Consider the following 24789-nt stretch of genomic DNA (forward strand, 5'->3'; position numbering starts at 1 on the left):
CGAGTGTATGAGGCTCGACCATGAACAGGTCCCGTGCGCGCGGGGTTGTGGAGAACTCGGGGCCTCGATCTGGGAGGATGAGCACCGTCATGCAGTCCGTTGCCCAGGCCGTCGAACGACTCGACGCACTCGCCACCACCGAGCCCGTCGACCTCCTCGCTCGGGCCTTCGCCGACGCCGGACACGAGCTGGCCCTGGTCGGCGGACCCGTGCGGGACGCCTTCCTCGGTCGCCCCGTCACCGATCTCGACTTCACGACGAGCGCCCGTCCGGACGACATCCTGCGCATCGTCGAACCGATCGCGAGCGCCACGTGGGACGTCGGCCGCCAGTTCGGAACCATCGCCGCGCGGGTCGGCGGCGAGCAGGTCGAGATCACCACCTACCGCAGCGACGTGTACGACGGCGAGACCCGCAAGCCCGAGGTCGCGTTCGGCGACACGATCGAGGACGACCTGCTCCGCCGCGACTTCACCGTCAACGCGATGGCGCTCCGGCTGCCGGCGCGCGAGCTCGTCGACGTGCACGGCGGTGTCGAGGACCTGCTGGCCGCACGACTCCGCACCCCGCAGGCCGCCGTGGTGTCGTTCCGCGACGACCCGCTCCGGATGATGCGGGCAGCGCGGTTCACCTCGCAGCTCGGGTTCACCGTCGACGACGACGTCCGCGCCGCGATGGAGGACCTCGTCGACTCCATCGACATCGTGTCCGCCGAGCGGGTGCGCGACGAGCTCGTCAAGCTGCTCAACACGAGCGACCCCGTGCCGGGCATCCGACTGCTCGTGGACACCGGCCTCGCCGAGCGGTTCCTTCCCGAGCTGCCCGAGATGCGGCTCGAGATCGACGAGCACCACCACCACAAGGACGTCTACGAGCACTCCTTGACGGTGCTCGAACAGGCGATCGGGTACGAGGCCGAGCGGCACGCGGGCGAGGCCCCGGACACCGTGCTGCGGCTCGCGGCACTGCTGCACGACATCGGCAAGCCGGCCACGCGCAAGCTCGAGCCCGGCGGCGCCGTCAGCTTCCACCACCACGACCTGGTCGGCTCGAAGCTCGCGAAGAAGCGGCTCCGGGCCCTGCGCTTCGACAACGACACGATCGCCGCGGTGTCCCGCCTGATCGAGCTGCACCTGCGGTTCTTCGGGTACACCGAGGGCGCCTGGACCGACTCAGCCGTCCGCCGTTACGTGCGCGACGCCGGCCCGCAGCTCGAGCGGCTGCACGAGCTGACCCGCTCGGACGTGACAACGCGGAACCGGCGCAAGGCCGACCGGTTGGCGTTCGCGTACGACGACCTGGAGGACCGCATCAAGGTCCTCGCCGAGCAAGAGGAGCTGGAGTCGATCCGGCCCGACCTGACCGGCGACGACATCATGCGGATCCTCGACATCCCGCCGGGGCGCGCCGTGGGTGAGGCCTACCGTTTCCTGCTCGAGGCGCGGATGGACGACGGGCCGCTCGGGGCCGACGCAGCCGAGGCGCGCCTGCGCGACTGGTGGGCCGCGCGGGGCGCGACCGGCTCCTGAGGCGACGCCGGCGCACTGGACGCGACCGCCGGACGGACGCGACGGTTCTGCACAGACCGGTGGCGCGCCTCCAGGCCGTCGGGTAGTCTGTGCAGGTTGCCCGGCGCGTGTCTGCGCGCTGTGGCACATGCATCAACCCTCCTGCCCCGGGAACTGCCCGGGGCCGCTGAGACCAGAGGAGGTGGGTTCCGCATGCACCAGTACGAACTGATGGCGATCCTCGACCCCGAGATCGATGAGCGCACCGTCGCTCCCAGCCTGGACAAGTTCCTCGCTGTCATCCGCAACGACGGTGGCACCGTCGACAACGTGGACGTCTGGGGCCGTCGCCGGCTCGCTTACGAGATCGCCAAGAAGTCCGAGGGCATCTACGCCGTCGTCGACTTCACGTCCTCGCCCGAGGCCGCCAAGGAGCTCGACCGTCAGCTCGGTCTCTCCGAGGCCGTGCTCCGCACGAAGGTCCTCCGCGCCGAAGAGGGCATCGCGCAGGTCGCCGCCCAGAAGCAGCGCGACGAGGCACGTGCGGCCCGCAAGGCCGCCAACGCGTCCCAGGCCGCGACCGCGAGCGCCGAGTAACCCGTGGCCGGCGAAACCGTCATCACGGTGGTGGGCAACCTCACCGCGGACCCCGAGCTGCGCTACACGCAGAACGGGCTCGCCGTGGCGAACTTCACCATCGCCTCCACGCCTCGCACGTTCGACCGTCAGGCGAACGAGTGGAAGGACGGCGACGCGCTGTTCCTCCGCGCGAGTGTGTGGCGGGAGTTCGCCGAGCACGTGGCGGGGTCGCTGACGAAGGGCTCGCGCGTCATCGCGCAGGGCCGTCTGCGTCAGCGTTCCTACCAGGACCGTGAGGGTCAGCAGCGCACGAGCATCGAGCTCGAGGTCGACGAGATCGGCCCGTCGCTCCGGTACGCGACCGCACAGATCACCCGCGCAGCGGGTGGCGGCGGCGGTCGTGGCCAGGTCGGCGGCGGCAACGGCGGCGGTCAGCAGGGCGGCGGCAACGGCGGCTGGAACAACAACGGTGGCGGCAACGCCTCCGCTGGTGGCCAGTCGGACGAGCCGTGGTCCCCGCAGGGTGGCCAGCAGGGCGGCGGCAACGCACAGTCGAACGACGTGTGGAGCACCCCCGGCGGCAACTTCGACGACGAGACCCCGTTCTGATCCTCCTGGTCCCGACGGACACACAACTCTTCTTCTAAGGACAAATCACTATGGCTGGAAAGAGCACCGGCGACCGCCGGAAGCCTCGCGGCAAGGGCGGCAAGAACGCCGCCCCCGCGAAGTCGATCAAGGTCGGCGTCATCGACTACAAGGACGTTGCGACCCTTCGCAAGTTCATCTCGGAGCGTGGAAAGATCCGCGCCCGTCGCATCACCGGCGTCTCCGTCCAGGAGCAGCGCCTCATCGCCCGTGCCGTGAAGAACGCCCGTGAGATGGCGCTCCTCCCCTACGCCGGCTCCGGCCGCTGATCGGAGGTCGACACATGTCGAAGCTCATCCTCACCCACGAGGTCTCCGGCCTCGGTTCCGCTGGTGACGTCGTCGACGTCAAGAACGGCTACGCCCGCAACTACCTCATCCCCCAGGGCTTCGCTGTCGCGTGGTCCAAGGGCGGCGAGAAGCAGGTCGAGTCGATCCGTGCCGCGCGCACCGCGCGTGAGCTCGCCACCATCGAAGAGGCACAGGACCTCAAGATGAAGCTCGAGAACGCGACCATCTCGCTGGCGGTCAAGGCCGGCAAGGACGGTCGTCTGTTCGGCTCGGTCCGTCCGGGCGACGTCGCTGACGCCGTCCAGGCGCAGGGCGTCGGCTCGCTCGACAAGCGCAAGGTCGAGGTCCCCGCGACCATCAAGACCGTCGGTGACCACGAGGCCACCGTGCGTCTGCGCGAGGACATCACTGCCGTGATCTCGCTCAAGGTCGTCGCTGCCAAGTAGCACTGACGTTCCGCTCCACGACGGGCGGGTCTCCTTCGGGAGGCCCGCCCGTCGTTGCGTTGGCGGGCTCGGCTTGGCTGGCTGGTTACCTCTCAGGCGCGGTCCGGCTTGCTGGGAACGAACCGAGAACACTTCCCACAGGAGGGGCACTTGTCAAGTCGTTTTACACAGTGGAAACGTGTCAAATCGGAACCTTCAAGGCGTACTTGAACCCCACTTTTCCACACATGGTGTGAACGAGAAAACCCCTGGTCAAGCGGTCGAAAGTGTGTTCCCATGCCTCGCTTTCCACAGGTTCATCCACAGTTCTCCACACAGCATCCCGGCGTGTTCCGCAGTTCGTCCACAGAGTTATCCACAGGGCCGTTTGTTGGGGATAACTCTGCGGCCGTAGCTTGGCCCAGCGACTCGGGGATGTCGGTCGCTGGGGGTAGAAAGTCGTTGCGGGTGTCGGACCATCGTGTCCGGCCCTGCGTCGTTCAACAGAGGAGAGAGTGTGTCGATCGCGCATCTTGAGCCCGCACCGCAGGAGTACGCGGAGCGCGGCATGGAACGCACCCCGCCGCACGACCTGTTGGCCGAGCAGTCGACCATCGGCGGCATGCTGCTGTCGAAGGACGCCGTCGCCGACGTCATCGAGACCGCTCGTGGTGTGGACTTCTACGTCCCCAAGCACGAGGTCATCTTCGACGCGATCCTGTCGCTCTACTCGCACGGCGAGCCCACCGACGTCATCGCGGTCACCGACGAGCTGACCAAGACCGGACTGCTGTCCCGCGGTGGCGGCGCCGAGTACCTGCACAGCGTGACGAGCATGGTGCCGACCGCGGCGAACGCCGGGTACTACGCCGGCATCGTCGCCGAGAAGGCAGTCCTCCGTCGCCTCGTCGACGCCGGTACCCGCATCGTGCAGATGGGCTACGCGTCCGAGGGTGAGGTCACCGACCTCGTCAACAGCGCCCAGGCCGAGGTCTACAACGTCGCCGGCGGCGTGCAGACCGAGGACTACGTCCCCCTGACCGATGCCATCTCCGCCGCCCTCGACGAGATCGAGGCCGCCAAGGGGCGCGACGGCCAGATGACCGGTGTTCCGACCGGGTTCGCACAGCTCGACGGCCTGACGAACGGCTTCCACCCCGGACAGCTGATCATCGTCGCCGCTCGACCCGCCCTCGGTAAGTCCACGCTCGCGCTCGACCTGTGCCGCGCCGCCGCGATCAAGCACGACCAGACCGCCGCCTTCTTCTCGCTCGAGATGGGTCGCGCCGAGATCGCCATGCGTCTGTTGTCCGCCGAGACCAGCGTGCCGCTGCAGAACATGCGCAAGGGCACCGTGGACTCCCGCGACTGGACCACCATCGCGCAGACCCGTGGGCGCATCAACGACGCCCCGTTCTTCATCGACGACTCCCCCAACATGACGCTGGTCGAGATCCGCGCCAAGTGCCGTCGACTCAAGCAGCAGCACAACCTCAAGCTCGTCGTCATCGACTACCTGCAGCTGATGACCTCGGGCAAGAAGGTCGAGAGCCGCCAGCAAGAGGTCTCCGAGTTCTCGCGTGCACTGAAGCTCATGGCGAAGGAACTGCAGGTCCCCGTCATCGCGCTGTCGCAGCTGAACCGTGGCCCCGAGCAGCGCGCCGACAAGAAGCCGGCGATCTCCGACCTGCGTGAGTCCGGGTCGATCGAGCAGGACGCCGACATGGTCATCCTGCTGCACCGCGAGTCGGCGTACGAGAAGGACAACCCGCGGCAGGGTGAGGCCGACCTGATCGTGGCGAAGCACCGGAACGGGCCGACGGACACCATCACCGTGGCGTTCCACGGGATGTTCTCGCGGTTCGTGGACATGCCGCAGTAGGGTCTAGCTGTGTGAAGTCCTGGCTCCTCTTGTCCATGCCGACGACCTTTCGTCCACAGGGCTGATGCCGACGTCCGTCCGAAAAGAGCTCTGAGCCCTGCTCCATGACTTGTACGAGCCGGAGGCGTTTACTGCCGCCCTCGAGCCCGCGGCGCGCGATGGTCGTGTGCCCGTCGCCTGCCCAATGACGTGGGCGCGTCCTTCCTGATCATGACGCTGCAGGCAGTTCTTCCGTCCTTCGCGGCGCCCGCCGTCAAGCCGCGGTCGGTGGGCCTCGACCTCAATGACCCATTGTCCGAAGTGCTCCTGGCGGTGATTGAGGAGAGCACAGGTGACTCGCGTCGCCCGACGGAGCTACCGGTGGCGCCGGTCACCCCATTCGCTGGCCACCGCGACGCTCTGGTTGCTCGTTCGACACGCCGATCGTGGTGGGTGCACACCGGTGGAACGAGTCGTCCACATGGTGTGGAGAAGTGTCGGCGCATAGACGAGAATTGGCGGAAATCCGGGGTACACAGACATGTCGGCACTGTGGAGGACGTTGTGGAGAACTACACGGCTGTAACACTTTCTCTTGTGGTCGCCGCTGATGTCGGACACAAGATGTAGCGTTGTTGACGTGAGGGCTTCCACAGCCCGCACACGAACAAACCCCCGACCGGGGCTTCCGGTCGAGGGCTGTCACTGCACACGATGCGCGCCCAAGTTTCCAAGGCCGAAGCGCTCACCGTGTCTCGCGAACCAGATTGGAGTCACCAGATGGCTACCCGCACCGGTTGAGCCTCACTGTACCCACGGCAGCGAGAAACGCGTCGCGCACCGCATCATGTTGCGGGTTTCGCTTCGCCTGGTGGGCGTGTCGAACATTCGCACCCTCCGCTCCGCTGCCCTCCGGCTTTCCGCCGAATGACAGTCACATGCACCGTGACTGTTTCTCCTCCGCCGTCGGCATGACGGCGCTCTTCGCAGGGCTTCTCATGCCTGCACACGTTGAAAGGAGAGGGCACAGTGACCCTCCGCTTTACGATCAACACCACTCGGAACGGCCAGTGGTCCTGGTGGCTGTACGCCGCGAACAACGAGATGGTCGCATGGGCCGGAGAGACGTTCGTCTCCGCGCCGAACGCGCAGCGCGCGGCCTCTTCGTTCAAGGTCGGCGCTTCGACCGCCCGCTACGACGTGTACCTCGACACGGCAGGCAAGTGGCGGTGGCGGGCGTCGCGCTCCAGCGACAAGGTCGCCGCGTCCGGCGAAGCATTCGCATCCCACGCCAACGCGCAACGCGCGGCCGTGAACGTGCAGATGAACGCCGGCACCGCCACCGGAGCCTGAGCACCAAACCCATTCCCGGTGGTCGGCGGGTCATCACGCCCGCCGACCACCGCACCCGCCGCACCCTGCGGCAGAACAGGAGACCAGCACCATGACGAACAGCAACGACCGGAACGTCGTCCCCAACCCGAAGGGCGGCTGGGACGTGAAGGCCGCTGGCGCGAGCCGTTCCTCCGCGCACGCCGACACGCAGGCTGAGGCCATCGACCGCGGCCGGCAGATCATCGGCAACGCTGGCGGAGGCGAGCTGAACATTCACGGCCGGAACGGTCAGATCCGCGCAAAGGACACCATCGCCCCTGGCAACGACCCGCGCAACGTCCGGGGCTGACGTTCACCCGAAGGTGCCGGGCGGATCCACTGATGTGGACCCGTCCGGCACCTTGATTCTTCGAGGACGCGATGCGCTCTGAACGGACGGGGATTTTGGTTAGCCGCGCACCATTCGAAGGATCAGTTCGGCCCCCGCTGTAGCCGAGCCTGAGCCTCGGAATGATCCCGAGGAGGATTACGGGCGATGGCCGGCAGCGCGTTCCACCTGTTGAGTCCGAGGCCGCAGCCACTGCGGGTCGGGCTGCTCTCGACGCCTTTCGCGCCCCAGCGAACCCCTCGTGCACGTCCTCGACGTCAGCGAAGACTCGCACGCGTAGTACGTCCGCCCGAAGCCTCCGAGGGAGCTCGAAATCCACCCGTCGGTCGAACCAGCCGAGGGTCAGGTCGTGCTGGCACCGAAGGCCCTTGTAGGACTGTCGGGGCTGGTGACCTCTCTGCTCAACCTGCCGCGCCACGATGGTCGCCGGTGTCCTCGCGCGACGCATTGACGCCAAGTCGGTCTGCCAACCAGTTCAAGGCTCCACGCCTGTACTCCCGCGCGACCGGTGCGTTCGGCACGACCGACTCGAACGCATGCGGTGCGCCCGCGACGGCCTCGAACGTCGTCTCGACTCCGGCCGACTGCAGAGCGTCCGCGTACGCCTTGTCCTCGGCGAAGAACAACTCGATGTCGCCCGCGCCGATCCAGGCCGGGGGAAGCCCGCTGAGGTCCGTGCGTCGCGCGGGTGATGCGTACGGCGGGAGGTCCTGTCGACCGGGGTGTTTCCCGAGGTAGGCGCTCCAGCCGATCCGGTTCGACCGGTTGTTCCAGAGGAAGTGGCCGAGCGCGTCCAGGCTGCGATCGGCCGCGGTCCGGTCGTCGAGCATCGGGCAGAAGAGCCACTGCGCTGCAGGCTGCACGGGCAGTTCGTCGCGGATGCGCTGGGCGAGCGACGCGGCGAGGCCGCCGCCGGCGCTCTGCCCGCCGACAGCCACACGGCCGGGGTCGATGCCCCGGTCGGCCGCATGCTGCTGCACCCACTGCCACGCCTCGAAGCAGTCGTCGAGGTGCGCCGGGAACCGGTGCTCCGGCGCGAGCCGGTGTTCGACCGAGACGGTGACGATGCCGAGATCGTGTGCGATGCCAGCGAGACGCGCGTCTTCCTGCGCGGCGTTCCCGATCACCATGCCACCCCCGTGGACGAACAGGAGCGCTGCGCCGGTGCCGCCGCCTGCGGGCGTGAAGACCCGCACTCCTCCGCCTGCTGGGAAGTCGAAGCGCTCGCGTGTGACGCCGTCCGGGAGCTTCGCCTCCGGCAGTGCCGCCAGCACCCTCCGGACCAGCCGGATCCGCCACGGTCGCCCGATGGGCGGGTTCGGAGCGAACCGGAACACCGAGCGGAGCTGCGGGTTCAGCGCGGAAGCCTTCATGGTCGGGGTCCTCTCGAGCGGTCGCGACGCGGCGTCGTGATCCTCCCGAGCGTACCGCCGCCAACCGAGACGGTCGCGAGCGATCACACGGTGCTCGGGCTGGGATCGACCGCGAGCGCACGGAAGGCGTTCGCAACCTCCGTCGGCGCCTCGTGCATCGCCGAGTGACCGGCGTCGACCATGGTGAGGCGGGCAGCGGGGATCAGTGCTGCGAGCTCGCGAGCGTCGGCGATTGAGCGGGCCCGGTCGTGGACACCGTGCACCACATGTGTGGGGACGGCGAGGTCTGCGAGACGGGGCCGGAAGTCGACCGCGGCCTGGCTGGCGAGCACGGTCGCGACGGCGTCCTGACGAACCGCGTCCGACCATGTGAGCCAACGGCGCCGCAGTTCCGGCGGGAGCGGCTCCGCGAACGAGCGGTCCAGGACGTCGGCACGCAGGGATGCTCCCCAGTCGACGTCGACCCGACGGATGATCGCGTCGACATCGCCGTGTCCGGTCATGCTCGCACCCGTTCCGATGAGCAGGAGCCCCGCCACGAGATCGGGACGCTCGAGCGCGAGTTCGAGGGCGATGGCGCCCCCGGTGGAGTGCCCGCACAGGTACACCGGACCGAGGGCTCGGGATTCGATCCGGCCGGCGACGGTCCGGGCGATGTCCGACACCGTCCACGGGCCGGGACCGGTCAGCCACGGAACGACGTCGACGTCGACCGCATCGCCGAGTTCACGGTCGAGCAGATCGAAGATCTCCGGCGGGCAGAGCGTTCCGGGCAGCGCGACGACGGTGGCGACCATTCGTCCATCTTCGCTGATGTCCCGATCCGGGGAACCGGTGTTCAGCTCCTCACCGCTCCATGGCACGCTCGACCGCGCGCATTCCCTGGTCGAGCGCGCGGAGGTCGTCGAGCGCGAGTCGTTCGATGACGGCGACGCCGTACTCGGGGCGGCGGGCCATCAGTCGCTGCACGGCCTCCCGGCCACGACCGGTCGCGCGGAGCCGTCGTACGCGCTGGTCGTCGGTGTCCGTCACCCGCTCGGTGACGCCCTGCGCGACGAGGCGGTCGACGATGCCCGACATCGATGCGAGCGACACGTCGAACGACGACGCCAGCGCCGTCAGCGTCGTGCCGGTGTCAGCGGTGACGAGGACGGTGAGGACCTTGAGCTGCTGGATCGTCAGCTCGAGCGACAGCAGCGGCTCGACGATCGCAGCGAGGGCACCGTTCTCGAACCGGGACGTCATCGTCGCGATCCGTCGCTCGAGCACCGCGCGCTCGTCGTCCGTCTGGGCCACCTCCTCAGGGTACGGCGGACGCTGCCAGGTTTCACCGAGCGCGGGTACTTAGCGTTGGGTTAAGTAATCGAGAGGACTCCATGACCGACTCCACCACCGCTGTCCAGACCGAAGCCGACCGGCTCGCCGAGCAGATCGACGTCGACGCGCTCCGAGCGAAGTACCGCCAGGAGCGCGATCGTCGCATCCGCCCGGACGGCGCTTCGCAGTACCGCCGGGCGGCCGGCTCGTTCGGCTACTACGCCAAGGACCCCTACACGGCGCGCGTCGACCGTGTGCCGATCACCACCGACGTCGAGGTGCTCGTCATCGGTGGTGGCTTCGGTGGGCTCGTCACCGCGGCACGGCTCCGCGAGTCCGGCGTCGAGGACATCCGGATCATGGACGAGGCCGGCGACTTCGGCGGCACCTGGTACTGGAACCGCTACCCCGGCATCCACTGCGACATCGAATCCTACGTGTACATGCCGCTGCTCGAGGAGGTCGGCACCGTCCCGAAGTGGCGGTACGCCCCGGGAGAGGAGATCCGCCAGCACGCGATGGCGATCGGACGCACGTTCGACCTCTACCGCGACACCCTGTTCCAGACCCGCGCGACCGAGCTCCGCTGGGACGAGGAGACGTCGGTCTGGGACGTCTCGACGGACCGCGGCGACCGGTTCCGCGCGCGCTTCGTGATCACCTCCTCGGGCACGCTGACCGAGCCGAAGCTCCCCGGCATCCCCGGGATCGAGACGTTCCAGGGGCACACCTTCCACACCAGCCGCTGGGACTACGGCTACACGGGCGGGAACGCCGACGGCGGACTCAGCGGGCTCGCCGACAAGCGGGTCGCCGTGGTCGGCACCGGTGCGACGGGCATCCAGGTCGTCCCGCACGTCGCGCGCGACGCGGAGCACCTGTTCGTGTTCCAGCGCACCCCGTCGACGATCGGCGTCCGCGACAACCGGCCGACCGACCCGGAGTGGGCGGCCTCGCTGCGCCCCGGGTGGCAGCGGGAACGCCAGGAGAACTTCATCCGCACGATCTCCGGCGCCCCGGTCGACGAGGACCTCACCCAGGACGGCTGGACCGAGACGGCACGCATCCAGCGCACCATGATCACGGGCACGGTCGACGAGTCCGTCGAACCGGCCGAGCGAGAGCGTCTGGACGAGCTGCTCGACTTCCAGAAGATGAACGAGCTCCGTGCGCGCGTCGACGAGGTCGTCGAGGACCCGGCGACCGCCGAGGCCCTCAAGCCCTGGTACCGGTACATGTGCAAGCGGCCCGGGTTCAGCGACCTGTACCTGCAGGCGTTCAACGAACCGAACGTCACGCTCGTCGACACCGCCGACGCCGGCGGCATCACGCGCATGACCGAGACGGGCGTCGTGGTCGGCGACACCGAGTACGCCGTCGACTGCGTCGTCTTCGCGACCGGGTTCGAGGTCGGCGTCTCCGGCGTGCTGTCCGGCACGCTCCCCGTGTACGGGCGGGACGGCACGACGCTGCTTGAGGCGTGGGCGCGCGGCCCTCGGACGCTGCACGGCTTCACGACACACGGGTTCCCGAACCTGTTCCAGCTCGGTCCCCTGCAGAACGCCAACTCGGTCAACTTCGTGCACATCCTGCAGGACCAGGCCGAACACATCGCGGAACTCGTCCGCATCGCCCGTGCCGAGGGCGCCCGGTACGTCGAACCGACGGAAGCGGCGCAGGAGGCGTGGGTCCGGGTGATCGCCGACCGCGCGATCGACAACGACGACTTCCGCGCCGAGTGCACGCCCGGCTACTACAACCGCGAGGGCAGCGCGACGTCCGGCAACACCTCCTTCGGTCCCGGCCCCGTCGTCTTCCGGGACGTCCTCCAGCAGTGGCGCGCGCGCCACGTCGACGAGGTGATGGTCGCCTGACGACGTGACCAGCTGACGGACTGGAGGCGCGGTGCGGCCTGGCACCGCGCCTCCAGTGCGTCCTTCATGCATTCCTGCATCACGGCCGGTTCCCGATTCCAGCTGCTGCTGGCAGCATGGCGACGTGCCTACTTACCAGCTCATCGCCGCCCTCGGCAGCTCGTTCGCAGCCGGTCCGAACATCGAACCGGTCGTCGACCGAGCGGCCATGCGATCCGGGAACAACTACGCGCACCAGCTCGCGGATCTCTTGGACGCGGAACTGGTGGACCTCACGGTGTCCGGCGCGACGACCGCGAACGTCATCGACACCCCGCAGCAGGTCGCGGAGGGCGTCTCGTTCCCGCCGCAGATCGACGGGGTGCCCGCAGATGCGGACGTCGTCACCATCACCGCAGGGGGGAACGACCTGCAGTTCGCCGGGGCCATGCTGTACAGCGCGTGGTCGCACGCCGAGCCCGACGGCCAGATGGCCTCGCTGCTCGGGCAGATGTTCACCGACGGGATCCCTGCTCCGACTCCGGCGGCCGTCGAGCAGGCCACCTCGGGCCTCGTGTCGGTCATCGAGCGTGTCCGTCAGGCGGCCCCGGCCGCGCGGATCGTCCTCGTGGACTACCTCACCGTCCTCGACCGAGACGTCACCCCCGCCGCCACGACGTTCACCGCCGACGAGCTGGACCGGTTCTTCAAGATCCAGGACGCGATCGTCCGGGTGTTCGCCGACGCCGCGGCCAGGACCGGCGCGGAGCTCGTCCGCGCGTCGGCGATCAGCACCGCGCACGCCCTCGGGTCGGTCGCACCGTGGGTGCAGCCATTCCACCAGGACATGCAGCGCACCGGCGGGTCGTTCCACCCGAACGGCGCGGGGATGGCTGCGATCGCGGTCGAGATCGAGCGGCTCCTCAACGCCTGAGGACTCGTCAGCCGAGGACGTCTGCCCATCCCGGGTACTTCGCCGACACCGTCTCCGCGTGCCGGATGAGGTCCCGCCCGTCGTCGGGGAGCCGGTGCGGGTCCCATGCCAACCCGAACGACCGCGACGCGTCATCGGATCGGATCAGCACCGACTTCGTCCGCGCACTCGGCGTCGCATCGGCGGGGAGCACGGCGATGCCCATGCCGGCTGCGACGTAGTCGCGGACAGTGAGCAGGTTGTCCGCCTCGAGCACGATGCGCGCTGCGAACCCCGCCGATGCGCAGAGTGCGTCGGCTCGGCGACGGGCATCGAACCGACGGTCGAGCGCGAGGAATGCCTCACCGCGCACGTCGGCGAGGGCGACGTCCTCCCGCCCCGCTGCCCAGTGACCGGCGGGCACGACGAGCACCAGGGCCTGCCGACCGAGCGGCATCCACCCGAGGCGTTCCGGCGGCCGGGGCGCTGTGATGGTGATGTCCATCCGACCCTCCGCCAGCGCGTCGGCGAGTTCCGCACTGGAGCCCTCCCGGTGGACGACGACCACGTCGGGTCGGCCACGCAGGAAGGACGTGATGAGCTCGCCGGCGACCGTGGGACCGAGCGATCGGAGGAACCCCACGGTCAACGTCGGCCGGGCCGACTCGCCGCGCACCTGTCGCAGGGCATCGTCGATGGTGTCCAGCGCGTCAGCTGCAGCGGCGGCGAGCACCCGGCCCTGCTCGCTGAGCGCGACGCGACGGCCGGACCGTGTCACGATCGGGAACCCCAGATCGCGTTCCCACGCCGCGATCGCCCGGCTCAGCGTGGGCTGACTCGTGCCGCTGCGCGCGGCCGCGTTCGTCACCGTACCCTCGACGGCCAACGCAGCCAGCTGCGCCAGCGCCGGGGCGAGCGAGCTCGCTCGTCCTTCATTCATGAATGAATGAGACATCGTTGCCGGGGGTGGACGCAACCCGGCCTCCGCCCCAGGCTGGATCCATGACCGATTCGCGCCCTCAGTGGTCCACCCGCCGGGCAGAGAAGCAGCTCCGACTCGCGCAGCTCGGACTCGGCGCCGGGACGAAGTTCGTCGATGCCGGCAGGATCGACGACGTCCTGACGACCCTGATCCGGCCGCACGACCGGGTGTCGCTCGAAGGCGACAACCAGAAGCAGGCCGACTTCCTCGCACAGTCACTCGCCGAGGTGGACCCCGCTCGCCTCCACGACCTGCACCTGCTGATCTCGTCGGTCAGTCTCCCCGCCCACCTCGACGTCTTCGAGCGCGGCATCGCGTCTCGGCTCGACCTCGCCTTCGCCGGACCACAGAGCCTCCGGCTCGCACAGCTCGTCGAGGACCGTGTGGTCTCGATCGGTGCGATCCACACGTACGTCGAGCTGTACGCGCGCATGTTCGTCGACCTGGCGCCGCGGGTCGCGCTCATCTGCGCGGAAGCGGCCGACGCAGCGGGCAACCTGTACACCGGCGCCAACACCGAGGACACCCCGACGATCGTCGAGGCCACCGCGTTCCACGACGGCATCGTCATCGTGCAGGTCAACCGCATCGTCGACGAGCTCCCCCGGGTGGACATCCCGGGCGGCTGGGTCGACGTTGTCATCCAGAGCCCTCGGCCGTACAAGCTCGAGCCGCTGTTCACACGTGACCCGGCGAAGATCGGCCGCGTCGAGATCCTCAAGGCGATGATCGCGATCCGCGGCGTCTACGAGCGGCACGAGGTCGCGTCCCTGAACCACGGCATCGGATTCGACACCGCGGCGATCGAACTCGTGCTCCCGACGTACGGCGAGGAACTCGGGCTCCGTGGCCGGATCGCGAAGCACTGGGTCCTGAACCCGCACCCCACGTTGATCCCGGCGATCGAGAGCGGATGGGTCGAATCCGTCCACTGCTTCGGTGGCGAACCCGGGATGGAGCGCTACGTCGCGGCACGACCCGACGTGTTCTACACCGGCAGCGACGGCAGCCTCCGCTCGAACCGGGTGCTCGCCCAACTCGCCGGCCAGTACGCGATCGACATGTTCATCGGCTCGTCGCTCCAGATCGACGGCGACGGGAACTCGTCGACGGTGACGGCGGGTCGGCTCGCCGGGTTCGGCGGTGCGCCGAACATGGGTCACGACCCGCACGGGCGACGCCACGGCAGCGCCGCATGGCTGGACCTCGCGTCGGGCGACGGTGCGAACCGCCGAGGGCAGAAGCTCGTCGTGCAGCTGGTCGAGACCTTCAAGGCCGGCGGCACCCCGACGTTCGTCGATCGTCTCGACGCCGTCGACGTGGGCGCGCAGGCGGGCATGCCGCTGGCACCGGTGATGATCTACGGCGACGACGTCAGCCACGTCGTGACCGAGGAGGGGGTCGCGTACCTCTACAAGGCGGCGAGCGTCGCCGAACGTCGCGAGGCGATCTCCGCAGTGGCCGGTGCTACGCCGATCGGACTCCGGGCCGATCCGGACGTCACGGAACGTCTCCGCCGTGACGGCGTCGTCGCGTTCCCGGAGGACCTCGACGTCGACGTCCGCCGAGCAGACCGGTCGCTCCTCGCCGCGAAGAGCATCGGCGACCTCGAGGCGTGGTCCGGTGGACTGTACGATCCGCCCGCCCGCTTCCGGAACTTCTGAACCGATGACCCGACCGTTGACGCCGACGATGATCGCGACCGCCGCAGTCGAAGCGATCATGACCGAGGCGCTCCTGACACCGAAGCCCGGACTCGTGGACCGCAGAGGAACCGGCGGGCACACCGACATGGACCTGGCGATGCTCCTGCGCTCCGCCGAGAGCCTGTTCGACACGTTCGAGGCCCTGGCCCACGCCGGATCCGGTTCGGCGCCCGGGCAGCTGCTCCGCGACGAGGTCGGCGCGCTCGGACGGGAGGGCGAGCGCGTGATGCTCGAGACCACCGGGGGCGTGAACACGCACCGCGGCGCACTCTGGACGATCGGCCTGCTGGCCACCGGCGCGGGCGCCACCGGTTCGGCGTCGGGCGCAGTCGCGTTCGCCGCGGAGCTCGCACGACGCCCCGACAGTGCCGGCCCACCGCGCGCCTCCTCGCACGGGCAACGAGCGGTCCGACGGTACGGGGTGGGCGGTGCCGTCGGTGAAGCCGTCGCGGGGTTCCCGCACATCGTCCACGTCGCGCTCCCGATGCTCCGCGGTGCTCGCGCAGGCGGGGCCACCGACGAGACCGCACGGCTGCGCGCGCTGCTCGCGCTCATCGCCACGGTCGATGACACCTGCATCCTCCACCGGGGCGGTGCCGACGGTCTGCGGTGGATGCAACGTCTCGCGCGACGCACGCTCGACGCACCACGGTTCGGCGTCGCGTTGCACCGCTTCGCCGACGAAGCAGATCGTCGACGCCTCTCACCGGGCGGGAGCGCAGACCTGCTCGCCGGGGCCATGTTCGTCGACTCCCTGTCCCGTCCGTCCATCTCGACTTCGTCCGCCAACCTGGAGCTCGCCAATGCGCACCTTTGAATTCGAATTCCCCGGCGACCGCCCGGCGACCCGTCGGGCCCATGTCGGCGTCGTCGGCTCCGGAGACCTCGAGGTCCTCGTCGTCCCGGGCCCCACGGCCGCCGCAACGGTGCAGGTGCGCACCAGCGTCGACGGTTTCGACGACGTCTGGCGCAACGTGCTGCACCGGTTCTTCGCCCGCTACCGGTTGACGGGCACCATCGAGATCAACGACTTCGGGGCAACTCCCGCGATGGTCTCGATCCGCCTCCTGCAGGCGCTCGACCAAGCCACCGGTGATCAGGAGGTCGACGCATGAACGACGTCATGCAGTACGTGCAGCGCGACAGTTTCATCGAACGGGATGCCCGATCGCGGGCCTTCGCCCTCCTCGATCGAGGATCTGCACGCGAGATCCTCGACCCGTTCGACCACCTCGAGTCTCCGTGGTTGGAACGGCAAGGAGTCGTTCCCGCCGCCGACGACGGCGTCGTCGTCGCCCTCGGGACGCTCGAGGGATCCCGCACGGTCGTCATCGCCATCGAGCAGGCGTTCCAGGGTGGGGGCATCGGCGAGGTCTCCGGGGCGAAGATCACCGCCGCCCTCACGAAGGCCGCGTCGGAGAGCCGCGCGGGCCGGCCGACAGCAGCCGTGCTGCTCCTCGAGACCGGCGGCGTCCGCCTGCAGGAGGCGAACCTCGGTCTCGCCGCGGTCGCCGAGGCCTGCGCCGCGGTGCTCGAGCTCCGCGCCGAGCAGCCGGTGGTGGCGGTCATCGCCGGAGGCCTCGGGAGCTTCGGCGGGATGAGCATCGTCGGCGGCCTGTGCTCCACCGTCATCATGACGCGTGAAGCCCGGCTCGGACTGAACGGCCCCGAGGTCATCGAATCCGAGGGCGGAATCGCAGAGTTCGATGCGTCCGACCGCGCCCTGGTGTGGTCGATCGACGGTGGCGCGCAGCGACACGCGCTCGGCCAAGCCGACGAACTCATCGCCGACGACACGGAGACGATCCGCCGGGCAGTGGCCTCGGCGATCGCCGCGGGACCCGTCGACGTCCCCGCCTCGCGAGCCCTCGACGTCCTCCGCGACCGCCTGGCCGCCGTGGACCCGACGGACCCGCCGTTCCCGGCCGCGCTTCCCGACCGCTTCCGGGACGCCCCGAGGGCGAGCCGCCCGTCCGCGGCGCCGGACGTGGAACCTGTGCAGCACCGGAGTCGTGGACACCGCTGGCTCACGGCCCTGGCCACGAGCGCGCCGGACCGGATCGCACCGACGGTCCTCGAAGCGCAGGCCCGCTTCGGCGGAGGCGATGCGACCCTCCTGTCCGTGGTGCCCGACCCGACGAGCCCCTTCCTCCGAGCGCGTCACGGCGAGGTCGGCCTCGTCGAGAGCCTCGCCCTCGCCGAGCGGGTCACGTCGATCGTCGCAGCGGCGGGAGCGCTCCCCGCTACGCAGAAGCGGCCGATCATCGCGGTCGTCGACCTCCCGAGTCAGGCCTACGGCCGACTGGAGGAGATGGTCGGGCTCCACCTGCACCTCGCCGCGGCCGTCGACGCGTACGCCACGGCGAGAGCTGCGGGCCATCCCGTCGTCGCGCTCGTCGTCGGGACCGCACTCTCCGGCGGGTTCCTCGCGCACGGTCTGCAGGCCAACCAGATCCTCGCCCTCGACGATCCCGGCGTCGAGATCCATGCCATGCACAAGCCGGCGGCAGCGCGGATCACCCGACGGAGCATCGAGGAACTGGACGCGCTCGCCCTCGACGTACCGCCGCTGTCGTACGACGTCCGGGACTGGGCGACGCTGGGGCTCTGCGACGACCTGATCGCGGTCGCTGATGCCGACGACCCTTCGGACGACGACGTGACGGTCGTCCGGGCACGCCTGGACAACGCCGTCGAGCGCGCACGCGACGGAAACCGTTCGCTGGAGGCCCGCTGGTCGGTGCAGCAGGCGGGTGACCGACGCGCAGCGACCCGCGCCGTGTGGGCGGCGATGACCGAGCAATGGCGCTGAGCACGGGACCCGACCTGCGGACGCACGACCTCGTCCTGTTCCGTGCGGACGACCACCGGCTCCCCGCCTGGGCCGACCGCAGCGACGGGCATGCGTGGGGCGTCGTACGGCGAGCGGACACACCGCCGGGGACGATCCCGCTGGGGGTGCGCGGTCGGACACGAGACGAACGACGAGCGCTCGACATCCGGTCGTCCGACGTCGTCCGGAGCGTGGCGCCGGAGACGCTCATCGACGGCGCACCGCTCATGGCGACCAACCCAGCCCTCGCACAGACGATCTCCGCCGTCGCCCGGGCCGCGCAGACCCTGCTTGATCACCGCGCATGGGGTCCCACCGGGTCCGCGGGGTTCGAACTCGCCACCGGCGTGCCCGTCGTTCACCGGACCAGTGACCTGGACATGGTCGTTCGCACCCCGGACCCGATGCCCCGCGCCGAAGCAGTGGAGATCGCCGCTTTCCTCACCGCGCTCCCGTCCCGAGTGGACTGCCTCCTCGAGACAGGAGCCGGCGCCGTCGCACTCACCGAATGGGCGGACAGGAGCCTCGCACAGGTGGTCGTCCGGACCCCGGCGGGCCCGATCCTGACCGCGGACCCGTGGTCTCCGGCGAGGTCGGCATGATCGTTTTCCTGTTCCCAGGCCAAGGGTCGCAGCGGGCAGGCATGATCGCTGCGCTCCCCGACGAACCGGTCGTCCGCTCGACACTCGACACGATCAGCGACACGATCGGCCAAGACGTCCACGACCTCGACTCGGCCCAGGCGCTGACGTCGACGTACGCGGCACAGGTCGGGCTGTTCGCCGTCGGTGTCGCCACCGATCGGTTGCTCGACCAAGCGGGCATCCGAGCCGACGTCGTGGCAGGTCACTCGATCGGCGCATTCGGCGCAGCCGTCAGCAGCGGCGTCCTGACTGTGTCGGAAGGTGCCCGCGCGGTTGCCGTCCGAGCGCGCCGGATGCAGGAGCTCCACCCGTCCGGGTACGGGCTCATGGCGGTCATCGGACTCACACGCCGGAGCGCGGACGACCTGGTCGCGGCGGTCCGTGCCGAGGATGCACTGTTCGTCGCGATGGAGAACTCCGCCGACCAGATCGTCCTCGCGGGCAGCGACGAGGCACTCGCCCGTGCGGCGACGCGGGCACCGGGGTTCGGCGCGCGCGAAGCACGCCGGCTCGACGTCGCGGTGCCGTCCCACTGCGCCCTCATGCATCCGGTGTCGGAAGCCGTCGCCGCCGTCCTCGGGACCGTCCCTGATCGGCGGCCCCGGTCGCGCTACATCGCGGCATCGACCGCCCGGGTCGCTGTCTCCGGCGCTCGAGTCCGTGCGGACCTCGCCGCCGGTGTCGCCGAGATGGTGCTGTGGCGGGACTCGACCGACCTGCTCGCCGAACTCGGGACGACGCTGACCCTGCAACTCCCGCCGGGGCACACGACCGGCGCGCTCTTCGCGGCGGCGCACCCAGACATCCCGACGGTCTCGCTCGACGACTCGACCTTCGACGACGCGGTCCTGCGCGTGCGACGCTTCCGCGAACGCGGTCCGGAGTGAACCGACCGGAAGGCACCCCGACGGGGTGTGTCTGCCAGGATCGCAGTCATGGCAGTCGGTCGCGCACGGAGCGAAGCATCTCGGAGAGCCATCCTGCTGGCCACGAGGGACGATCTCACCGAGCACGGCTACGACCGACTCTCGATCGATCGCATCGCGACGGCGGCCGGCGTGGGGAAGCAGACGATCTACCGGTGGTACCCGTCGAAGAGCGAACTCGTCGCGGACTGCCTCGTCGAGGGCTACATCGTCCGCCCGGTCCTCACCACCTCCGACACCGGTGACGTCCGTCGCGACATCACCGCATGGATCCGAGCGTTCGCCGAGCAGAGCCGGGTGCCGGCCGCAGCGTCGCTGACGCGGGCGATCACGGCCGCGGCGGCGGAGAACACCGCCGTCGCCGCGCACTACCAGGAGCAGGCCCGAGCGACCCAGGAAGCGCTCGTCGGACGGCTGGAGGCAGCCGTCCGGGCCGGTCAGGTCCGACCCGGCTCCGGTGTCGAGACCGTCGCGGAGACGATCGTCGGCGGCTTGCTGTACCGGATCCTGACGCGGCAGGAACTGGACGACACCTTCGTCGTCGAACTCGCAGAGCTCGTGTTCCGCGGAGTGCTCGAGCCAGCGGACTGACGAGGGAACACTCGCGCCGTGGACCACAGTGGACTACCAGCCAGTTTCGAGACTTTTTGTCTCGTTGAGTGCGAGACTCGATGCGCGATCGCACCGCTCGAGGACGGCATCCGCGGGCACAGGGCGATCGCACCGGGCCGGCAACCTCCGACCCCCGATCGAACGAAGGAACAGGTCATGACCCCTCGACTCGCAGGACGAACCGCACTCGTCACCGGTAGCGGGAACGGCATCGGCAAGGAAGTCGCGCTCCGCTTGGCAGCCGAGGGGGCGAACGTCGTCGTGAACGACCTCGGTACGAGCGCCTTCGGTGAGGGCGTCAGCTCGCAGGCCGCTGACGACACCGTCGCCCAGATCCTCGCCGCCGGCGGGTCAGCCGTCGCCAACTACGACTCCATCGCCGATCCGCAGGGATGCGAACAGGTCGTGGCCACCGCGGTCGACACGTTCGGCGCCTGCGACATCGTCGTCGCGAACGCGGGCGCGCTCGTCAAGGGAGCACTGTCGGGCATCCAGGCTGACGACGCGTCGTGGCGCAAGATGGTCGACCTCTACCTCGGTCAGAAGTTCTGGTTGGCCCGTGCGGCTGTCCCGGCGATGGTCGAGCGCGGCTGGGGGCGCATGCTCTTCGCGACGTCGGAGATCGCGCGCGGGACCCAGACGAGCCCGCTCGGTGCCGTCGTCATGAACGGCAGCATCGGCTTCTCGCACGACCTGGCGAACACGTACCGCGGCACCGGCGTGACGTTCAACTCGTACGCGCCGTCGGCGGGGACGCGCACGTTCGACCTGTACAAGGACGACATGGAGGACGCGCTCCGGGCTCAGGGGGTCCCGGAGGACGAGATGGGTAGCTTCCACCTCCCGCCGGCCGAGCTCATCGCGCCGATGCTCGCATGGCTCTGCTCGGACGCCGCGGCGGACGTCACCGGTGAGGTCTTCGGTGTCACGGGGTCGAAGGTGACCCGGTGGACCGACCCGGTGGACGGTGCGTCGATCCTGAAGGACGACGACCTCCGTGCGCTGTGGACGCTCGACGAGCTCGACCAGGCCGTGCCGGCGGGACTGCTCACCGAGGGCTGAGGCAGGTCCGGACGCCACGACGACGGCCGGGCGGCGAGGAACGGTTCGTTCCTCGCCGCCCGGCCGTCTTCTGTCAGTCCAGACGCAGGACGTCGGTTCAGACGTTGAACAGATGCCCAGCGGCCGACTCCATGGCGCCGAAGCCGCCGTCGACGACGAGGTCGGTGCCGTTGACGTAGGAGGCAGCCGAGCTGTTGAGGAAGAGCAACGGCGGGACCTGCTCCTCGGCGGTCGACTCACGACCGATCGGCTGCGCCGTCGCGGCCGACAGCTCCTTCGGGTAGGTCTCCTCGATGACGTCGAGCATGGGTGTTCGGACGGCGCCCGGGGTGGTGGTGTTCACCCGGATCCCGCGAGCGATGAGCGTCGTCGACTGCTGCATCGACCAGAGGTTGAGCGCTTCCTTCCCGAAGGCGTACGCGTGGCCGGCTCGTTCCTCGTGTTCCGTGTACCAGGCCGCGCCGGCTTCGAACGAGTCGATCGCGACGAACTCCGAGAGCAACGGCAGCCGCTTCCGCCACGCGGCGCCGCCGTCGGAAGAGGTGCTGACGACGGCGGATCCCGCAGGCATCCGCTCGACGACGAGTTCGGTGAGGAGTCGTGTCCCGAGGAAGTTGACCCGCAGCACGTCGTGCGCTGGGAACATCGGCGCGAGTCCGGCGCAGTTGAAGAGTGCGTCGACCGGCGCGTCCTGGTCCGCGAAGGCCCTCCGGATCGCGTCCGGGTCGCCGAGGTCCACCGAGTCGAACGCGGCAAGTTCGAGGTCGGGCTTCCGGCGGCTCACGCCGTGCACCTCTGCGCCCAGTCCGACGAGCGCTCGCGCCGTTGCCAGACCGATGCCGGACGAGCAGCCCGTGACGATGACCCGTTTGCCGTTGTACTCCGAGAAGTCCATCTGTATTCCTCTTCGAATTCGAGCGACGAGACGGTCGTCTCGCCGACGTGGGTGTCGCGTGCGCTGTGGGGCGAGCCGCCCATGACGGGGTCCGTCGACCCGGATCGGCCGACGGGCCCCGGCGTGTCAGTGCTGTGCGGTGTGGCGTGTCAGGAACCGCTGGAGTTCCGCGTCGAGTTCCTGGTCTTCCGGCGCGCCGCCGAACCCACCGTGTGGCATCGCTTCGCCGACGTGCAGCTCTGCTTCGACGCCCGCGTTGCGGAGCTTGCGGTGCATGCGGACCGTGTTCGAGAGGAACAGGTCGCGGGTACCGGTCTTGAGGAACGTGGGCGGGAAGCCGGTGACGTCGCCGAAGAGCGGGGAGAGGTACGGCTCGTCGAGCGCCTGCCCGGCCGCGTAGAGCTCGTTCACCTCGCGGAGTGAACTGAGCAGGTTGTCGTACGCCGCATTGGTGACGAAGGAGTCACCGGACTCGGTCAGGTCGAGCTCCGGGGTGTTGAGCACGAGCGCTGCCGGCATGGGGAGGCCCTCGTCCTTGGCGCGGAGCAGGAGCGCGGCGGCGATGTTCCCGCCGGCGGACCCACCCGCGACGACGATCTCGTGCGGCTCCCGGATCTCGAGCGCCGCACGGTAGACGGCCATCGCGTCGTCGAGGGCGGCGGGGAACGGGTGCAGGGGCGGCATTCGGTAGTCGACACCCCACGTGCGCAGGCCGGCGGAGAGTGCGGAGATCCCGGTCATCGCACGGCAGACGGCGCCACCACCCATGAACAGTCCGCCGCCGTGGAAGTTGATGTGGATCCGACGGTCGTCATCAGCGACGCCGGGGCCGGTGACGACGAAGACCGGCACGCCGGCGATCGTCTCGTCCTCGGTGGACACGGGCAGTGGCTGACTGGTGAACTGCGTTGCGATGGCGGAGTCGGCCTGCTCGATCATCGCGAGCCACCCTGCGGTGTCGTCCTGCGCCGGGTAGGTGGACTCCGCCTTCGGGATCGAGAGCCACTGCTGTGCGTGCGGGCTCACCGAGGCGGGGACGGGGACTGCTTGACCCGTGGTCATCTGTTCTTCTCCTTGTTCGCGTGGTCGTGGAGCGCTGCGGCGGCTCGCGTCACCGGAGCGCGCTGATCGCATCGATCAGCATCGACGGCGGGTTGGTCGTCACGGCACCGATGACGCCGCCGTCGACGAGGAGGTCCGTCCCGGAGACGTACGACGCCTCCGGGCTCAGCAGGAAGGCCACCGCGTTCGAGATGTCCGTCGGGGTCCCGATCCGGCCGGTGCCGGAGGCGTCGATCATCGCCCGCATGTACAGGCCGGATTCACCGTCGAGCTCCTGCTGGCCCATCGCGGTCGAGATCACGCCGGGGCTGACGCTGTTGACACGTCCGCCGCGTGCACCCCACGCCTGGCTCGCATGCCGCACACGCAGCTGGTTCGCCCGCTTGGCGAGTCCGTACGCCGCGCCCGGGTCCGGAACGGCATCGCCGGACGTGAACGGCAGCTGCAGCAGCTCGTCCGCGCCGACCGTCGCCAGTGCGTACTCCTGCTCGGGGGTCAGCCCTGGGTAGGTGAAGCCGGCCATGCTCGCGATCACCACACCGGCGCCCCCGTCCGCGATGACCGACCCGAATTCCTCGAGGACGAGTGCGACACCGAGGAGGTCCACCGCGAGGATCGCGCCGATCGGGGCCTGCGTGGGCGAGAGCCCGGCGGTGTGGATGACCTGGGTCACCGGCCCGAGGGCGCTGATCGCGGCGGCGAGCTCGTGGACGGACGCACGGGACGAGACATCGACCGTGAGCCCGCGGACGTCGAACCCGTCGCTCTGCAGTGCTGCGACCTTGCTGTTGAGGAGTTCCTCGTTGAAGTCAGCGAGGACGAGGGTCTTGCCCGCTCCCTGACGTCGGGCGATCGACTCGCCCATCCCACCGGCACCGATGACGGCGACAACCTGCTTGGACATGCTTGTGTGCTCCAAAGGAATCTGAATGAGACGAGACGGTCCGTCTCGTCAGTTGAACGATACGCTTCCCGTACCGTGAGTCAAGCGACAGAACCCGAACCCCGCCGACGCAGCGAGCGCGCTCGCTCCGCGATCTTGATGGCCACCCGGGACCTGCTGGCCGAGGGAGGTTGGGAGCGCGTCACCGTCGAGGGGATCGCCGGCCGCGCGCACGTCGGGAAACAGACGGTGTACCGCTGGTGGCGCTCCAAGAGCGCGATCCTCGCGGACTGCCTGCTCGAAGGGTTGATCCTGCCGCCCCAGACCGCACTGCCGCCGAGCGGGGACATCCGCGTCGTGATGACTGCGTGGTTGCGGGGAGCCCTGGCGTACATCGGTGACCCCGAACACGAGGGTCTGGTTCGTGGTCTCATCTCGGCGGCGGCGGATGATCCTGAGCTCGCGGCGACCCTGTACTCCCGGCTCACCGGTCCCTACGAGTCCGGGATCGCAGCACGTCTGGACGAAGCCCGCGACGCTGGCGAACTCCGCCCCGACCTGTCCTCGGCCGAGATCATCGAGATGCTCTTCGGCATGATCGTGTACCGATTGCTGAGTCGCCTCGACGTTCGCCCACGTCTTGCCGACGACCTGGTGAGCGCCCTGTTCGACGGCATCGCGCCGAACTGAGCCG

Annotated in this window: 26 protein-coding genes; 19 read left to right on the plus strand and 7 right to left on the minus strand. The window is 69.3% G+C overall.

From position 1 onward, the window contains the following. Positions 1 to 89 precede the first annotated feature (89 nt). From OGL88_RS00690 to OGL88_RS00725, 8 genes are all read left to right on the plus strand, one after another. Positions 90 to 1529: a CCA tRNA nucleotidyltransferase gene (locus OGL88_RS00690; protein ID WP_263055260.1), complete on the plus strand. Its 1440-nt coding sequence runs from the start codon at positions 90 to 92 to the stop codon at positions 1527 to 1529. A gap of 192 nt (positions 1530 to 1721) precedes the next feature. Continuing rightward, entirely contained in the window at positions 1722 to 2105 is a 384-nt protein-coding gene (gene rpsF, locus OGL88_RS00695; RefSeq protein ID WP_205463471.1) for a 30S ribosomal protein S6, read from the plus strand. A gap of 3 nt (positions 2106 to 2108) precedes the next feature. Continuing rightward, the gene (locus OGL88_RS00700; protein WP_123311310.1) at positions 2109 to 2696 is read left to right on the plus strand and encodes a single-stranded DNA-binding protein; all 588 of its coding nucleotides are present in this window, start codon (positions 2109 to 2111) and stop codon (positions 2694 to 2696) included. A 50-nt stretch (positions 2697 to 2746) separates the two neighbouring features. Then, positions 2747 to 3004, plus strand: coding sequence for a 30S ribosomal protein S18 (gene rpsR, locus OGL88_RS00705; protein ID WP_017887834.1), 258 nt, complete (start codon positions 2747 to 2749; stop codon positions 3002 to 3004). A gap of 14 nt (positions 3005 to 3018) precedes the next feature. Continuing rightward, the gene (rplI, locus tag OGL88_RS00710; protein WP_111083665.1) at positions 3019 to 3471 is read left to right on the plus strand and encodes a 50S ribosomal protein L9; all 453 of its coding nucleotides are present in this window, start codon (positions 3019 to 3021) and stop codon (positions 3469 to 3471) included. A 496-nt stretch (positions 3472 to 3967) separates the two neighbouring features. Continuing rightward, the gene (gene dnaB / locus OGL88_RS00715) at positions 3968 to 5332 is read left to right on the plus strand and encodes a replicative DNA helicase (protein ID WP_111083664.1); all 1365 of its coding nucleotides are present in this window, start codon (positions 3968 to 3970) and stop codon (positions 5330 to 5332) included. A gap of 1008 nt (positions 5333 to 6340) precedes the next feature. Continuing rightward, complete coding sequence (locus OGL88_RS00720; protein WP_263055259.1) at positions 6341 to 6664, plus strand: DUF1508 domain-containing protein; 324 nt, start codon at positions 6341 to 6343, stop codon at positions 6662 to 6664. Positions 6665 to 6755: 91 nt separating this feature from the next. Then, positions 6756 to 6995 (plus strand): DUF2188 domain-containing protein, encoded by a 240-nt coding sequence (locus OGL88_RS00725; RefSeq protein ID WP_263055258.1) that lies wholly within the window; start codon positions 6756 to 6758, stop codon positions 6993 to 6995. Positions 6996 to 7435: 440 nt separating this feature from the next. Here the strand turns inward: OGL88_RS00725 and OGL88_RS00730 are convergent, their stop codons facing one another. From OGL88_RS00730 to OGL88_RS00740, 3 genes are all read right to left on the minus strand, one after another. Then, entirely contained in the window at positions 7436 to 8407 is a 972-nt protein-coding gene (locus tag OGL88_RS00730) for an alpha/beta hydrolase (RefSeq protein WP_263055257.1), read from the minus strand. Positions 8408 to 8490: 83 nt separating this feature from the next. After that, entirely contained in the window at positions 8491 to 9204 is a 714-nt protein-coding gene (locus OGL88_RS00735; RefSeq protein ID WP_263055256.1) for an alpha/beta fold hydrolase, read from the minus strand. Between the two features lie 49 nt (positions 9205 to 9253). Beyond that, positions 9254 to 9703, minus strand: coding sequence for a MarR family transcriptional regulator (locus OGL88_RS00740; RefSeq protein ID WP_263055255.1), 450 nt, complete (start codon positions 9701 to 9703; stop codon positions 9254 to 9256). Between the two features lie 80 nt (positions 9704 to 9783). Here OGL88_RS00740 and OGL88_RS00745 point away from each other — a divergent pair, with 80 nt between their 5' ends. After that, positions 9784 to 11598 carry a flavin-containing monooxygenase gene (locus OGL88_RS00745; protein WP_263055254.1) on the plus strand — a complete coding sequence of 605 codons (1815 nt, stop codon included), beginning with the start codon at positions 9784 to 9786 and terminating at the stop codon, positions 11596 to 11598. A gap of 124 nt (positions 11599 to 11722) precedes the next feature. After that, positions 11723 to 12511, plus strand: coding sequence for an SGNH/GDSL hydrolase family protein (locus OGL88_RS00750; protein ID WP_263055253.1), 789 nt, complete (start codon positions 11723 to 11725; stop codon positions 12509 to 12511). A 7-nt stretch (positions 12512 to 12518) separates the two neighbouring features. Here OGL88_RS00750 and OGL88_RS00755 read toward each other — a convergent pair whose 3' ends face one another. Next, positions 12519 to 13430 (minus strand): LysR family transcriptional regulator, encoded by a 912-nt coding sequence (locus OGL88_RS00755; RefSeq protein ID WP_263055252.1) that lies wholly within the window; start codon positions 13428 to 13430, stop codon positions 12519 to 12521. Positions 13431 to 13492: 62 nt separating this feature from the next. Between OGL88_RS00755 and mdcA the strand changes: the two genes are divergently transcribed. From mdcA to OGL88_RS00795, 8 genes are all read left to right on the plus strand, one after another. After that, on the plus strand, positions 13493 to 15136 hold the full coding sequence (gene mdcA / locus OGL88_RS00760) for a malonate decarboxylase subunit alpha (protein ID WP_263055251.1): 1644 nt from the start codon (positions 13493 to 13495) through the stop codon (positions 15134 to 15136). 4 nt (positions 15137 to 15140) lie between these two features. Further along, on the plus strand, positions 15141 to 15995 hold the full coding sequence (mdcB, locus tag OGL88_RS00765; RefSeq protein ID WP_263055250.1) for a triphosphoribosyl-dephospho-CoA synthase MdcB: 855 nt from the start codon (positions 15141 to 15143) through the stop codon (positions 15993 to 15995). Beyond that, complete coding sequence (locus OGL88_RS00770) at positions 15982 to 16293, plus strand: malonate decarboxylase subunit delta (protein ID WP_263055249.1); 312 nt, start codon at positions 15982 to 15984, stop codon at positions 16291 to 16293. Before mdcB ends, OGL88_RS00770 begins: the two co-directional genes overlap by 14 nt. Beyond that, a complete protein-coding gene (locus tag OGL88_RS00775) occupies positions 16290 to 17990 on the plus strand; it encodes a biotin-independent malonate decarboxylase subunit beta (RefSeq protein ID WP_263089316.1) in 1701 nt (566 codons plus the stop codon). The genes OGL88_RS00770 and OGL88_RS00775 overlap by 4 nt, the downstream gene beginning before the upstream one ends. Next, positions 17981 to 18613 (plus strand): malonate decarboxylase holo-ACP synthase, encoded by a 633-nt coding sequence (locus OGL88_RS00780; RefSeq protein WP_263055248.1) that lies wholly within the window; start codon positions 17981 to 17983, stop codon positions 18611 to 18613. Before OGL88_RS00775 ends, OGL88_RS00780 begins: the two co-directional genes overlap by 10 nt. Continuing rightward, a complete protein-coding gene (locus tag OGL88_RS00785) occupies positions 18610 to 19542 on the plus strand; it encodes an ACP S-malonyltransferase (RefSeq protein WP_263055247.1) in 933 nt (310 codons plus the stop codon). The genes OGL88_RS00780 and OGL88_RS00785 overlap by 4 nt, the downstream gene beginning before the upstream one ends. A 48-nt stretch (positions 19543 to 19590) precedes the next feature. Then, positions 19591 to 20172 (plus strand): TetR/AcrR family transcriptional regulator, encoded by a 582-nt coding sequence (locus tag OGL88_RS00790; RefSeq protein ID WP_263055246.1) that lies wholly within the window; start codon positions 19591 to 19593, stop codon positions 20170 to 20172. Positions 20173 to 20349: 177 nt separating this feature from the next. After that, positions 20350 to 21255, plus strand: a complete 906-nt coding sequence (locus tag OGL88_RS00795) for an SDR family NAD(P)-dependent oxidoreductase (protein WP_263055245.1) — start codon at positions 20350 to 20352, stop codon at positions 21253 to 21255. A 97-nt stretch (positions 21256 to 21352) separates the two neighbouring features. On the opposite strand, the gene OGL88_RS00800 is transcribed toward OGL88_RS00795, so the two are convergent. The 3 genes from OGL88_RS00800 to OGL88_RS00810 form a co-directional block, all read right to left on the minus strand. After that, positions 21353 to 22150, minus strand: a complete 798-nt coding sequence (locus OGL88_RS00800) for a coniferyl-alcohol dehydrogenase (protein ID WP_263055244.1) — start codon at positions 22148 to 22150, stop codon at positions 21353 to 21355. Positions 22151 to 22276: 126 nt separating this feature from the next. After that, the gene (locus tag OGL88_RS00805) at positions 22277 to 23212 is read right to left on the minus strand and encodes an alpha/beta hydrolase (protein ID WP_263055243.1); all 936 of its coding nucleotides are present in this window, start codon (positions 23210 to 23212) and stop codon (positions 22277 to 22279) included. A 49-nt stretch (positions 23213 to 23261) separates the two neighbouring features. Next, positions 23262 to 24116, minus strand: coding sequence for an SDR family oxidoreductase (locus OGL88_RS00810; protein ID WP_263055242.1), 855 nt, complete (start codon positions 24114 to 24116; stop codon positions 23262 to 23264). Positions 24117 to 24254: 138 nt separating this feature from the next. On the opposite strand from OGL88_RS00810, the gene OGL88_RS00815 reads away from it, so the two are divergent. Next, positions 24255 to 24785 carry a TetR/AcrR family transcriptional regulator gene (locus OGL88_RS00815; RefSeq protein ID WP_263055241.1) on the plus strand — a complete coding sequence of 177 codons (531 nt, stop codon included), beginning with the start codon at positions 24255 to 24257 and terminating at the stop codon, positions 24783 to 24785. The last annotated feature ends 4 nt before the right edge of the window (positions 24786 to 24789 follow it).

The organism is Curtobacterium sp. RIT-PI-V, assembly GCF_025642935.1.
In the GTDB taxonomy this organism is placed as follows: Bacteria; Actinomycetota; Actinomycetes; order Actinomycetales; family Microbacteriaceae; genus Curtobacterium.